This is a genomic window from Bifidobacterium sp. ESL0798 (genome assembly GCF_029395415.1).
Classification (GTDB): Bacteria; Actinomycetota; Actinomycetes; order Actinomycetales; family Bifidobacteriaceae; genus Bifidobacterium.
Genome location: NZ_CP113914.1, coordinates 334242 through 348771, shown reverse-complemented (window position 1 = coordinate 348771; position 14530 = coordinate 334242). Strand labels below are relative to the sequence as shown.

7 protein-coding genes and 1 pseudogene are annotated in these 14530 nt (G+C 56.4%); 4 read left to right on the top strand and 4 right to left on the bottom strand.

Annotated features, from left to right (window positions below):
• Positions 1–3: 3 nt before the first annotated feature.
• The 3 genes from OZX74_RS01310 to OZX74_RS01300 form a co-directional block, all read right to left on the bottom strand.
• The gene (locus tag OZX74_RS01310; RefSeq protein WP_277156801.1) at positions 4–1026 is read right to left on the bottom strand and encodes a hypothetical protein; all 1023 of its coding nucleotides are present in this window, start codon (positions 1024–1026) and stop codon (positions 4–6) included.
• Between the two features lie 355 nt (positions 1027–1381).
• A complete protein-coding gene (locus OZX74_RS01305; RefSeq protein ID WP_277156800.1) occupies positions 1382–6817 on the bottom strand; it encodes an LPXTG cell wall anchor domain-containing protein in 5436 nt (1811 codons plus the stop codon).
• Positions 6818–7007: 190 nt separating this feature from the next.
• Positions 7008–7904: a hypothetical protein gene (locus tag OZX74_RS01300; protein WP_277156799.1), complete on the bottom strand. Its 897-nt coding sequence runs from the start codon at positions 7902–7904 to the stop codon at positions 7008–7010.
• A 533-nt stretch (positions 7905–8437) separates the two neighbouring features.
• On the opposite strand from OZX74_RS01300, the pseudogene OZX74_RS01295 reads away from it, so the two are divergent.
• The 3 genes and pseudogenes from OZX74_RS01295 (at position 8438) to OZX74_RS01285 (ending at position 12221) form a co-directional block, all read left to right on the top strand.
• Positions 8438–10644, top strand: a pseudogene (locus tag OZX74_RS01295) (alpha-1,4-glucan--maltose-1-phosphate maltosyltransferase).
• A 125-nt stretch (positions 10645–10769) separates the two neighbouring features.
• Positions 10770–11264: an inorganic diphosphatase gene (locus OZX74_RS01290; RefSeq protein WP_277146152.1), complete on the top strand. Its 495-nt coding sequence runs from the start codon at positions 10770–10772 to the stop codon at positions 11262–11264.
• A gap of 387 nt (positions 11265–11651) precedes the next feature.
• Positions 11652–12221, top strand: coding sequence for a manganese efflux pump MntP family protein (locus tag OZX74_RS01285; RefSeq protein ID WP_277157369.1), 570 nt, complete (start codon positions 11652–11654; stop codon positions 12219–12221).
• Between the two features lie 301 nt (positions 12222–12522).
• Here OZX74_RS01285 and OZX74_RS01280 read toward each other — a convergent pair whose 3' ends face one another.
• Positions 12523–13383: a hypothetical protein gene (locus OZX74_RS01280; RefSeq protein ID WP_277156798.1), complete on the bottom strand. Its 861-nt coding sequence runs from the start codon at positions 13381–13383 to the stop codon at positions 12523–12525.
• Between the two features lie 317 nt (positions 13384–13700).
• Here OZX74_RS01280 and OZX74_RS01275 point away from each other — a divergent pair, with 317 nt between their 5' ends.
• Positions 13701–14471 (top strand): response regulator transcription factor, encoded by a 771-nt coding sequence (locus tag OZX74_RS01275; protein WP_277156797.1) that lies wholly within the window; start codon positions 13701–13703, stop codon positions 14469–14471.
• The last annotated feature ends 59 nt before the right edge of the window (positions 14472–14530 follow it).

Genomic DNA, 14530 nt, shown 5'->3' with positions numbered 1-14530 from the left:
ACCTCATGCTTCCCGCAACGTCGTATCGGCAATGGTTAACGAGGCGCCCGAGTCTTCCGAAGCCGAGCTTCCGGCGACACCTGACACCGAGCTTCCGGAGCTGGAAGAAGTATCCGTTTGTGATGAGCTTGTCCCCCTGGAACGGCTTCCGGAGGAATCGGACATACCGCTACGGGACTTTCCGGAGTGACTGCCGCTGCCGCTGTTTTGAGAATCGGAACCACCGAACATATCCGAGCCGTCAGCCGAACCCATTGAATCGGATTGATTCGAATCGTCGGACGATCCGGAGCCGTCAGGTTGCTTGGAATTTCCAGACAATCCGGAACCATCCTGCCCGGACTGACCGGACTGACCGCTTCCTTCCATGGATTGACCGCTGGCACCGGGCATCTGTCCCATGCCTCGACGGCCCTGGCCCGAAGGCATCTGGCGTTCCATTTGCTGGCCTTGCGAAGGCACCACCGATTTCGCGGTGGCGAACCCTCCGATCGCACCGCCCGCCAAGCCGCAAACGAGGGCGATACCGATAATCGCGCCCCACATCTTGCCGGAATGTCCCTTCGGCTTCTGACCAAGGTGGGCCAATGGGTTGTTAGCCGTATAACTCCCGGTACCGCCCGGCCGACCATTGGCAGCGAAGCCATTGCCACCCATTGGCTGCCCGTTCGCGGCGAAACCACTGGCACCGGCTGGATTGCCATTCGGGGCAAAACTCGGTCCACCTACCGACTGACCATTGGCACCGAAACTTTCGCCACCGGCTGGCTGGCCGTTTGGACCGAATCCCTCACCGTTGATCGACAGATAAGGCGGGTATCCGGCAGTGGCGGCAGTATCCGCACTATCGTTCCCACCGACGTTCGCATTCGCAGGCCTGTCGCTGCGCATGTTCATGGTCGCGTCAGTTGGGGCCTTAGCATCGCTTTCGCCATTTTTGGCTTCACCGTTCACGTACATTTCACCATTTGCGTTCTCGTTCTTCGTCGTATCGACATTCTTGTTATCGTTCGTGTTCTTGTCCATAATGATGTTCCTGTTCATATTCTTATGCGCCTGAGCGGTATCGCCAGACGAATCGGATGACTGTCTATCGACGACACGGACACCGGCAGCCCACAAATCGCAAGTGCCCGTATCGTCTCGGCCGAAGGGCGGTGAAACGGATGTCTGTTTTCCGCCTTTGCGTGTCGGTTGGTTATATTGAACAAGGTCATCATGGGCGGGCGCTGTGGCGAAACCCAAGAAATTCCGCTACTTTCGGCAGATATTCTTGAACGTAAGCTGAATGGTTGCTGAATTTGATTAATTTGCAGAACCGGGAGTCCGGGGATTCCAAACTTTCGGAAACCCCGGAAACAAACGGTACCGGCACTTCACGTCACCGATGCCGAGGGCAGTATCGGTCGCGCTTGAGCACTTCCAACAGAAGTGCACCGAAGAGGAACGCGCCCGCGACAAGCAGCAACAGGGTGATGGATGCCCCGCTGATGACCAGAGCAGCGGGAACGGGAGCAGGGGCGGAAGCAGGATTATCGATCTTGCGCAAACCGTTCCAATCGTCAAGGTTGGAGGACACCGGCTGCATCACATTCATGGTCTGACCTCCGATTCTGACGGTCTTCGCATGCAAATCGCCCGAACCCGGAAGCCACGTTTCGGCAATGCCGGGTACTTGGCCGGCCACCATCCCGGAAGAATCGGCATCACCCGAAGTCGGCCCGCCGGTTTTTCCTTCTTCGGCTGTTTCGCCGGCCAAAGAAGCCGAACCTTCGCCGCCATGAGTGGCAGTCCCCTCGTCCTCGGAACCATGCGCCCAAGGATTCGTATCCACGTCCTGAAGAGGCACGAGCGGAATACCGGTGACTTTCGCCCGATCCATATGCCTTGCCGTGACGTCTTTCAACGTGCCGACCACATCGACATGCTCTCCAGGTTTGAGCACCAGGCTTGACCATCCGTCCGGATATCTGAAACCGGTCACTGCACCATCGCCGGCAAGAGTCGTGTCACTGATGTTCAGGTCGCTGGCCTTGAACAACGCTCCATGCCCGCCCTCGTCGTCACTGGTGTTGGTGATGGTGAAGACGATTTCGGTGTCTCCTTGCACGTTGAGCGCATCATTTGGATCGTCACGGTCGCCTGCGGACCAGCCACTGGACTTGTCCCATTTTTCGATATGCAGCGAAGGAACAAGCTCCGGCGTTCGGGTCCACACGACATTGGACTCGTTCACCCGACCGTTAAGGGTCTCGGTGAACTTGTTTTCATGACGGTCGGTCGGCTTCATCCGTTTCACCTGGATATAGGCACGCCACCCTTGCTCGTGCGCAATATCACGCGAAACGAGTTGACGATAGGATTGCGTTGCGGTTACGGTAATCCGCATATGCCCGACTTGTTTGGAAACGCCGGCCGCGGAATCGCGAAGCGAAATACCGCCATCATCGGCCACAAGAGTAAACAGATCGCTGCCGAATTTACCGATCGCCTCGAATCCGTTGCCCGCGATCCTCTCACCTTCGTGGGCGATTACGTTGCCATCCGAGCCACGCAGATCCCGCGTCGCGTAGACGGCCCATTGACCGGTGTACTGATCGTAATCCGGGTTAAGATCGTCGACGATATTCCATTCATTGACTTCGGGATAGGCTCGGTTCGCCGGCAGTACGGAGCTATCCAACTGATAGAGGAACGCGCTGTCCTTGTAGACGCTGGAACCGCTCACGGATTCACCGCCGACGCGGACAACCACGTCTTTGCTGGGATTGATGGGCTTGAGCGGATTGCTCACCTCATTGGTCTGCCTGCGTATGGTGTTTTCAATCTGGATGGCCTTGTTTTTCACAACATACCCATCGCTGACCTTCCGCACTTTGTACGGCATCACGATGTGATAGTACTGGCCAAGCAATGACTGGTCGATTGCCGGATCGGAAAGCGGGTCATGCCTATCATCGGCGGCGTATGCCTGAAGATCTTCGGGCTGCGGGTCGCCTTTCAGCGTGACCGCCGTTGCCGCTACGAACGTATCGACCTGACGAGCGAAAGCATAAAGAACACCGTCGCGGATGCCGATGTTGAATCTTCCGGTGTAGTCCTTCCCATCATCGCCACTGACCACAATGCCCGTAGGATCGACCTGGAGATATTCTTCGTCAAAGTCATCGACGACACCGAGTTTCCATACGTTATAGGCCTGCCCAGTCTGCGTGGCATCAAGGTCAATGACATAGTTGCCGCAGTCTCCAAGCAACAACGTTCTCCCGTCGATGGATACGGTGGGATCGCCCTGCTTTGAACTCTGAAAATCGTGCTTGACCGGGTTCAAGGTAGGCGGAACGTTGAACACTTCATTGCTTGGAGTCACAGAATTGTTCAAGGTGAGCATCCACTTATTGCCGACCTTATGATCCGCCGGAGCATCATTGGAGACGGTTCCCTCGAATCGCAGCTGCAAACGTGGCGTGCCTCCGGACTGCCATTGCGAGATAAGAGCGATATCCGTGATGCGCACCGCCACTTCATGAACGTCGTCATCCCACTTGGTTGCGTATTTCGACTTGGGGACCATGCGGCCGCTGTTGAGGTCCATAAGCTCGAGCGTCTGTTTGTCGGGCTTGAGGTAACGATCATAACGGTCGGTGAACACAATGGTCTTCACCGGATAGGCCAAAGAAGGCAATTGCAGTTGGGCGTCCAAATCGTATTCGACCTTCTGACCGGGATACACCACCTTGCCGTCCACGGAATCCTGATCGCCACCTTGCGAGGCTTCACTGACCACGTCCTTCTTCACAGCCGGTATGTAACCGCAAATTTTCGGCAGATTGGTGTCTTTGCCCTGCCTATTGACGCGGATCGAACCAATATTTAGCAAATCAGAACCGTTGGGATCAGTGCCGAAGGCAAGCTCGTCACCAGGATTTTTACCGAAATCCTCGCGCACTTTCGCGGCCCCCTTGCCATTGGCATAATTCGCCAGGAACGGTATGAACATCGTAATCTGGACAGGGCCGTCGTGGCGCGAGAACGTCGCAAGCCACTCGTACTTGGCAGTGGCCGTGATCTTTTTACCCGACTGAGAAACGTCAAACTCCTCGGTGACATCGGAGCCTGCGACTTCGTTGATCGCATCAACGCTTGACTGGCTGCTTGAGGAGGCCGGTGCCATGTAAACACGCACTTTGGAAAGCCCTTGCGGATCGACCAAGTAGTCAACCTTCGCGTAGTCATCGGTCAACGAAAGTGGGTTGATACGATGTTGCAGCACGCTCGGGTCAGTTATCGGAAGATTGACCACGGCGCCCAATTGGTCACCGTCAAGGAACGTGAGATTGTCGGCACCGGTCGCATTGCTCTTGCTCGGGTCAATGACCAGCTTCCACTTGCCTTCGCCATCCAGCCGCACCCAGCTTTTGTCGGGGTTCGGGCTCCACACATGCACTTGTGGTGTGTTCGCGGCAGCCGTTTTCCCGTTCCACTGCTCGCTGCCTTTGTTGACGAGGGTTTTGGTCGTGTGCGCATCAAGGTTTCTGGGCATGAGTCCCATCAGCACCAATTTAACCTTGCGATCCCGGGCCTGCTTGCCACTGCCGTTGAGAATCGCCGGCTTTGCCTTGGCGGTGGTCACATTCCCGTTGGTCTCGATGTTGAAGTCGCGGGTGCGATCCACGCCGTCGACGAAGACATTGGTCCGATCGCTGGAAAAGTGGGCATATGGAGCGGCCTGCGACCAATCATCCGTAATGGCATATTGGTCCAGATCCTTGGCCAGGTTCTTGGGCAACGTTCCGCCAACAAAGACGGTCACATCGTCGCCGGTGATGTATGTTTTGTTGTCGGCCGCCACATTGTTGGTATGCCCAGGGTCCTCGGTATTTTTGGCTTCCGTTGGGTCCATGACCCATGCCTTGTCTGGATTCGGGCTGCGCACAAGCACTGACGGTGTGTTCGTATCTGCATTCTGCCCATTGAATCGCTCTGTGCCGGAATTGTTCATGGACACAGCATCGGCGGCCGTCGTCTCCGACTTGAAACTGCCGTCGAGTACCAACTTGACCACCCGATCATTGCCTTGATGCGCGCTGCCGGCAAGCATCGACTGATGGGCTACGGCCGTTGTCTTGAAACCGGTGGTGGTGATGTCAAAATCGGCGGTGCGATCGACGCCATCCACATACACTTTGGCGTTTTCGTTGGGGAAATCGAGATAACGAGAGGCATCTGACCAGTCATCGCTCAACGAATATTGAGAAAGATCCTCTATCAGATTCTTGGGCAACATGCCGTTGACCACGCTGGAGACCCGGTCGCCGGGAACAAACGCTCTGCCGTCGCTACCTACCTGATTCGTATGGTTGGGATCAGAAACGGACAAGGACTCATTGGGGTCAGTGGTCCATGCCTTGTTCGGGTCAGGACCGCGCGTTGGGAATTCATAATGCGGGGTGTTCACAAAGGCTTTTTTGTTCCACGAGACCGAAGCCGTGTCCCCCACCTGATTCGTATTTGGATTGTGTACCCCTACCTTGAACTCAAAGCGGAAAACGTGGTCGACGGGCATCTCACCCATATCCTTCGAACGATCGGCACTGACCGTGTTCGCGGACCGGTCCCAATTCATCGCGAATTGATCGGATATATCCCTATTTGTAGTAGTATCCGTGACTTTCATGCCCGACACGTCATAATCGACACCATTGGGAGCAATGACATCCCTGAAATGCAGCTCGTAACCGCCCCGACCAGTACCCGATTCGATGATGGTCGTGTTCGACATACCATCCGCACTCGTTCCCTCCTGCACGGATTTAGCGGGTGCGGAAGGCGCCAAAGAAGCTATATCCCAACGTTCGGCAGCGTCGGCATAGCCGATGTGGCCGACATCGGCGCTCATCCTTCCCTGCTTGTATACACCCACATCGAACCAGTAGGGGCCCTCTTGCCAATGGCTCATGCCCAAATCCGAGGGAACGAACGACGGCGACCATGAATCGCCGTTGTTATGAATCGCCATGGTTTTCGTAACCCGAGTTCCTGGCACATAGCCGTCAGGCTGGCCGCCATAATACAGGGTCACATTGGCATTAACATCCTCGGTGATAGGCGACCCGTTGCCGGTGGCATGGATGAGATCACGGACCGGATCCGTGGCACCGACCACGACGCCAGCTGGCATCTGTTGGCTGGAAGTCAGGCCAAGATCGTAATTGCGTGGCGGCTGCTGGTTGTTGACCGCCAAGCACACCACCTGTACGCCGGCCGGAGTTGCCGCCGCCTGCGCGTTGATACCAGCCTCGAACATGGACTTGCCTCGCGCAAGCCATCCCGAATCCCAACCAACCAGGCTTCCGGAAGGATTCGCCGCGTCCCAGTCAGCATGGAACCGGTTCATGAAATCCGTACCGTTCGTCCCCCATAAGTTGATTTTGTTGCCGCCTGCCAGTGAAGGGGTTGCCGCCACCGCCATCATTACCCCGACCACACGCGCCTGGGTTGCGGGACCGTCACTGACATCTGCGATGGCATTGCTAATCGCATTGCGACAAACCGGCTTGACTCTACCGTCGAAATCGTTGCCCACCGGAGTTCCGGGGTTCGACACAGCAAAGTGACTATGAATCTGGCTCAAGGCATAGGTAATCGAGTCTTCGCCCCAGCCTTGTGCCGGAGTGCCAACGTAATTGTTGTTATCCAACAACCAAAGAGCATCACTATTGGGACCTACACTGCCGCCTCCGCCAACACCACCGCCCCCGATGCCCATTCCAGCATTCGCCACACTAGGAACAAGCATCGAAAATGCTGTCAACATCGCCAATCCGCAAGCAATCAAATGTCTTATGCTTCCGGGTTTCAACCAGTTATGCCTTTTCATCTTTCTCCTCCATTCGTTAAGATGGAGGAAGAGCACCCGCACGGGTTCTCTTCCAACTATTGGAGTCGCGTTCTCTGCCCGAATCCGCCAAGATAAACAGCGGGGAACACGACAAAATCTTTGATTGTTAATTACCTGAAATTATGTTGCCATTCCCGTCGACTTGATTGCCGTTTCGGTCGAGACAGTCATGCGGACCGAAGCACATAATGTCATGATGACCGCCTTCAGGGCCATGGTCTTCACCAGCGCTACCCGCAAAACCATGTATTTGGGGAGTAGATGTTGTGGAACTCCGTACCCCAGAACCAAACGAGCCACCACGCGCCGAACCAGACGACTTCAAACGTGCCGAAGCCCGCTTCTGCGTAGCCTCAGCCGGAGCCTGCGCTGCGACCTGAGCAGCCTCGGCATCGGCGACAGCCTTCGCCTGCACACTCGCGTTGACTGCGTTTACCGCTCCATCAAGCGTCTGCGCGGCCTGTTGCAAATCGACAAGTTTGGATTGTTGATTGCCAATCAGCCCATTTGCCGCATCAATCTGTTGCGAAAGAGCCGTGCGGGTCGCGTCGTCAGCCACATTGCCAGCCGACGAATCCAACAGCTGCTTGGCTTGCCCCGCCTTCGCAGTTAACGCATCGCGCACATCTTTCAATGTCTTCGCGTCACGGCTCACCAGCACTGCTTTCGCCGACGTTCCAACATCCCTACGCGCCGACTTCAACGATTTCAGCGACGCAGCAGCAACACTTTCCTGCTTCTGCGCAGCCGAGCGCGAAGTAGCGTCACAGGCAGGTACGTTCTTTTGGGCCAAATCACTGAGCTTCTTCTGATCCGTTTGCAGCATTTCCCAGGTTTTGCCATCGGCGACACCCTGCTTGTCCACTTTCGCCGCCTCAATCACCGTACCGGCAAGAGGTGTTCCAGCAAGCTTTCGAATCTGCGCCGTATAGTGCCGACAATCTGAGATCGCTTCATCCTTGGTATGGACGTTGAAAGCCACCACACCGGCAGTGCCAGCCACAAATGATAGCAATCACGGAAATTGCGGCAATCCACACCGCTGGTCGCCTCCATAACGGCCGCTTATCGCCACCGGAAGCAATCTCGCCTTCATCTGACTGCTCATCGCCAGCGTTTCGCGATGCTGCTTGCGCGTCTAACTCATCGGGAGGCGGCGCACCCTTCTCTCCGCGTTCGTCGGCGACCTGCCCCGATTCCACCTCATCGTTCATCTTTCTCTCACTTTCTCTTTGCAAGCGGATACTGCCATCGTTGCACAGTTGCGCAAATTTCCGCGTTGTTTTCAGGCACTGTGGTCGAATGATCGGGGTCTCGGCGTGTTGTGGATAACTTGATTTCCACTATCCACATTTCGCCGTTTACAGGGCATCTTTGCCTGATTCGTCCACATGCTTATCAACTATTTTGTCATACGAAAAAATAGTTATACACAAATCCTATCATTTTGCTCAAAATAACGAAGGCCATCAATCCTACCTTTACAATGATGACTACAGAACAAGTCACCGACGCGAAAAACGAGGCGGTAATAAGATGTCAGCCAATACAACAAGCCATGAATTCAGGGAGCCGGCAACGCCCAGACTCCTCATAAGCGCGCCTCGCCAATTCGGACGGATAGTCATCATGTCGGTCACGCCAGGCGAGGAGCGCGGAACCTTTCCGGCACGCGTCGAACTCGGAGAAATGTTCACCGTCACAGCCCGAATCTTCATCGAAGGCCGCAGTCATACGGGAGCCACCGCGATTCTGCGCGACCCGCACGGCGAAATTAGGCAACGGATTCCAATGGACTGCGTTAATCCCGGCCTTGACCTGTGGAAAGCAAATCTCGCCGCCGGGGCTCCCAGCAATCTCAAGCCCTGGGACGAGGATTTCGGTAAGATACAGCAGCAGCTCGGCGAATGGACAGTCGTGCTGGAGGGCTGGGAAGACGTATACGACTCCTGGCTGGCCGATGCACGAATCAAGGTCAACGTCAACGACGATGCCGAAAAAACGCGTTGATTTCAGGCTCGCAGCTCCTTGCACGTTGGGCGGACGATGAGGAAGCCGGGCTCAATGACGCTCAGCGTGACATCTTGCAAAAAGCCGCTCGACAGCTTGCCGACGATTCTCTGAAAATCGAGGAACGGATTTCCGCCGCCGACAATCCTGCCATCGAGGCGCTGCATCTCGCAAACCCACTACGTGAAGGCCTGACCGCGAGCGCACCGCAACGATTCAAGGTCGAACGCCCCGAATCGAGCTTCACCGCGTGGTACCAGTTCTTCCCGCGTTCAGAGGGCGCAACGAGGAATCCTGAAACCGGCGAAATCGTCCAAGGCACGCTCAAAACAGCGCTGTCCGGACTCGACCGCGCCAAGGCCGAGGGCTTCGACGTGGTCTATCTGCCGCCGATCTTCCCCATCGGCGTTACCAACCGCAAAGGTCGCAACAACGCTCTGGTCGCAGGGCCAAACGACCCGGGCTCACCCTTCGGCATCGGCTCGTCGCTCGGCGGACACGATACGGTCGACCCGCTGCTCGGCACCATGGACGATTTCAAGGCGTTCTGCGCCTACGCACACAAGTTGGGTCTGGAAATCGCGCTCGACTTCGCGCTGCAATGCTCGCCCGACCACCCGTGGGTAACGGAACATCCGAACTGGTTCCGACACAAACCTGACGGCACCATCGCCTTTGCCGAGAATCCGCCGAAGAAATATCAGGACATCTACCCCATCGATTTCGACATCGACATGCCGGGCATCGAACACGAGACCGAACGCATCATGGACCTGTGGATTGCGGCGGGCGTTACGATATTCCGTATCGACAACCCGCACACCAAGCCGGTACGTTTCTGGCAGGACGTCATCGAGGCCGTGCAACGCAGGCACCCCGAAATTCTGTTCCTCGCCGAGGCCTTCACCCGTCCGGCCATCATGCGCGCGCTGAGCCTCGCGGGCTTCACCCAGTCGCACAGCTACTTCCCTTGGCGAAACACCAAGGACGAGGTGAGCGAATACCTGCAGACCACCAACAGCGACGAGGCCTACTACCAGCACAACACCTTCTGGCCCACCACGCCTGATATCCTGACCGACTATCTGCGCGACAACGGGCCGGCTGGCCACAAAGTTCGCGCGGTGTTGGCCGCCTTGGGCTCGCCTTCATGGGGCATCTACAACGGCTATGAGCTGGTGGAGAACCATCAGCAAGAGGGACGCGAGGAACAGGCGGACAACGAGAAGTACGAGATCAAGGTGCGCGATTGGAACAAAGCGGATACATACGGCATCGCCACTTTGCTCACCGACCTCAACCGCATCCGCCGAGCTCATCCCTCCTGCCGCAGCTATCACGATTTGATCATGCTGTGGACCAGCGACCCGAACGTCGTGGCTTTCGCCCGTCATATTCCTCCGATGTCAGCCGATTTAACGGATGGGCAACATAGCGATAAAACCAACAATGACACGGAAAGCCAAGCTCTCGCCAATGCAAGCAGCACCACAGCAGACCCAACCCTCGGCGACACCCTCATCGTTGTGGTGAACCTCGACTGCAAGGCCGCCCACACCTCGGAGGTCAACTTCGACCCGGCACTGCTCGGCCTCCCTCGCGATCACACCTTCGATGTCCACGACGAACTTGGCGGCGGCAACTTCACCTGGTCGAGCAACAACAAAGTCACTCTGAATCCCACCGAACGCCCGGCTTACATATTCAGTCTTGTTCAAACCGACCAGGAATAGCAATCAACCGCAGCCAACGGCAAAATGAAGGAAATCAGCGCATCGGCGAGTATCTGCGCTAGACTTGGTTTCGGTAATAAAACCGTACACACAACGTACGCAAGGCACGTTCAAAAGGAGCAAACATGGCTGAAACGTTCAATGTCCTCGTCGAGATCCCGCGCGGATCGAAGAACAAGTACGAAGTGGACCAGGAGACGGGCCGCATCACGCTCGACCGCACCCTCTTCACCTCCTTCGGATATCCGGATGACTACGGCTACATCGAAGGCACCCTCGGCGAAGACGGCGATCCGCTCGACGCCCTGGTAATGATTCCGAACTCGGTCTTCCCGGGCTGCGTCATCGAGTGCCGCGCCGTAGGCCTCTACCACATGGAAGATGAAGAGGGCGGCGACGACAAGGTGCTGTGCGTGCCCGCCGATGTGCGTTTCGATGACATCAAGGACATCGATGACGTCAACGAGTATCACAAGGCCGAAATCAAGCACTTCTTCGAGCAGTACAAGGCCCTGGAGCCCGGCAAGGAAGTCAAGCCCGGCGATTACTGGACCAACGTGGCCGAAGCCGAGAAGCAGATCAAGGCTTCCCGCGAGCGCCTCGCCGCTTCCAAGAAGTGAGACGATAGCTCATCTTGAATATCGTTGGTTCTCAATTACGACCATTGATGAGATAACCATTCGGCATTCACCATTACCTAAACCGGAACATGCATCGCGCATCGTTCCGGTTTTTATTTGCCAAATTCGCAGAACGACGAAACATCGGTCAAGTCATCGACCGGGTATTATACTGAGGTCAACAATTGTGGCATGCGAACGGTATTCACATCGGGAATTCAAAGCCGGGACATTGGTGGGTTGCCAGCAGTTCTCAATGCCGAAACACAAGGCGTAGGCGGGTAACCGTCGAGGCCCATTCGCGTGCGACTTGCGGTGACAACCGACTGGCTCACCGCCATCAACGTCGGCGCCGCGGATGAACACGAAAGTGCAGCCGTCAAGCTTATGATCGTCGAAATCCTGCTTATCGCGGTGTCCGTTTCGATGGATGCCTTCGCCATCGCCATCGGCAAGGGGTTGGCCACCAAACATGTCCGGCCGGTCAATGCGATCAAAACTGCACTCTGGTTCGGTGGTTTTCAGGCGCTCTTCCCCGTCCTGGGCTACTTCTTCGCTTCATTGTTCGGCAAGTACGTCGAGGCCGTCGACCATTGGATCATCTTCGCTCTGCTCGCGCTCATCGGCGGCAACATGATTCGCGAGGCCTTCGGCGAGCCGGAGGAAGACACCAAGGAAACCGCGCAATTCGACTGGCGGCACATGGCCCCGCTCGCCGTGGCGTGCAGCATCGACGCCTTCGCGGTGGGCGTGAGCTTCCAGTTCATGCCACTCAACATCTGGGGGGCCGCCGCCATCATCGGCGTCATCACGGGAGCCTTCTCCATCGCCGGCCTCTACCTCGGCCACACCATCGGCGTACGTTGGCAGCAGACCGCCCAAATCATCGGTGGTATCATCCTGATTCTCATTGGTCTGAAAACCCTGTTGGAACACCTCGGCATCATCGCTTGGTAAATATGCAATCATGACCGCCATATGCATATGTACAGCGAGCAGATGTCTAAATCCAATTCGATGCAACACTGAAGACCTAGGATACTCAAAAATGTGTTCGCCGCTGTATCGAACAGCAGAGAACGGAATTTCAATCGAAATAAGGTTTCCCTGCTGCAAATATATTCATCACAGCAATTTGTCAGTCACCGGAATCATTGGTATTTCAACGTTTTGCAATTCTCAAGCAAAACACGACACAGCGCTGAAGAACAATCACGGCATCTACACGCGTTCCATGCTATGAATCGCGACATAGCCATCAGCCAACAAAAGCAAGCAGCGCAACCACCGCGAGGAATACCACAAAACCGCCGTACATAATCGGCATCAGACCAAAGGAATACATGCCATAACGACGAAACTTCTGTACCTCTTTGGAATCATAGGTATCCTGCTTGAAGCGTGTAATGGGGCTTCCGGCAGCCCGATAATCCTTCGCCCACCTGGTCGACGCCCACGACAGCGCCGCCAACAGAGCCACGGCAATCACTGCGACAATCGCGACCACATACGGCTTGCGCGCACCCAACGCGCCGACACCGAAATAACGCAGCAGAGCCGGAGCGAACACCCAGCCCGAAGCCCCTGCCATCGCGACGTCGAACATCAGGCCGTGCGAAAGGGAAAGCACCATATTCGTCCGTTCGCGGCGCAGCATCTGATGCAGGAAACCGAGGATGACGAACGCCGCCAGCACAATCAGCAATGCGGTCGCCCAGCGAGTGCACCAATGCAGCAATTCATCACCAGACATCGCATCGAAACGGGCAGACACATGACGACGCAGCCTGCGCGGCCCCGTCATGCCATCGGCATTCGGCAACGCCTCCGCCAGTGACGTTTCGGTCGCATATATCATGCCGAATCCGCCAAAGGCTCCCACCAAGGCATCAAAAATGCTGGTGTGCAACGGCCAGGAAACTCCCACAAAAATCGCCAGTGCCCCGGCAACCGCCGTAAAGATGGCGACTTCCATACGCCCTTCGACAAAGCAGGCAACGACCAAGAGAACAGCGATAACCGCATACGCGCCGACCTCAAGCGCCACCATCCCCTTGGGGGAACCTATCGACATAGATTGCTGTCCACCATTGCCGTCGCCATTCGCCGCAGCAGTCATCCGTAACCCCGTTCCGTCTCGTGTCACTCGCTTTTCGCACCATTCTAGGCACGAAATCCGGTCATCCAAAACCTTGCCGCCTAGCCGCTTACCGGCTTTCGAACCACCAAACCCCGGCGTAACACCGCCGAAACCAACAAGGTTTTCTATAAGAAATATGGTAGCTGCCAGTGTCCACAACCAGCAGGTACAATGACGGTAATCGCATAAACCCCAATGACGTCGTATACACGGTGTCGAGTTGTGCTTGAGGCCGTTCGACCGGAGACGGCAAAGCCTACAGGCAACAGGGCGCACGATCGGGAGGGGAGGGCTCGATGACCGATTTGACATTGATGACGATGGCCCCCAACCCTGCGAGCGTGCTTCCCAGCCTCGCCCTGCTTTCCTACCGCGTGCGCGTGCTACCGATGGATGCCGCAAGCCTGGTGAAGCTTCCCGAAAACACCATTCTTTTCCTCGATGCGCGCGACGATCTCGCCAACGCCAAGACGCTGTGCAATCTCATTCACGCCTCCGGTCTTTCCATTCCGATCATCCCCATTATTACGGAAGGCGGCTTTACCGCCATCAATATCCAGTGGGGCGTGGCCGACGTCGTGGTGAACAACGCCTCCCCCGCCGAGGTGGAAGGCCGGCTGCGGCTGGTCTGCGAGCGCGGCCAGACCGCCCCGACCACTACGCGCACATCCGTGGAACGCGACAATTACAACGATGACGGGCAAATCCGTTCCGGTGACCTGGTGGTGGACACCAAGGGTTATACGGCCACGCTCAACGGCGAACCGGTGAACCTGGCCTATAAGGAATTCGAACTGCTGAAATATCTTGTCGCGCACCCTCACCGCGTCTTCACCCGCGCCCAGCTGCTACAGGAAGTGTGGGGCTACGACTATTACGGCGGCACGCGCACGGTCGACGTCCACGTGCGTCGCCTGCGCGCCAAGCTCGGCGGCGAATACGAGCATATGATCGGCACCGTGCGCAACGTCGGTTATCGTTTCGATCCGCCGGATGACGACAGCGCCAACACTGACGGAAACGACGATAACGACGAAAATATCGGCGATGGCGCAAACAACGCCTGAAATCCGCAAAATAGGTGACAACACGAAATTTTTCGCGCCTATAGTGGCAAAGAATCACC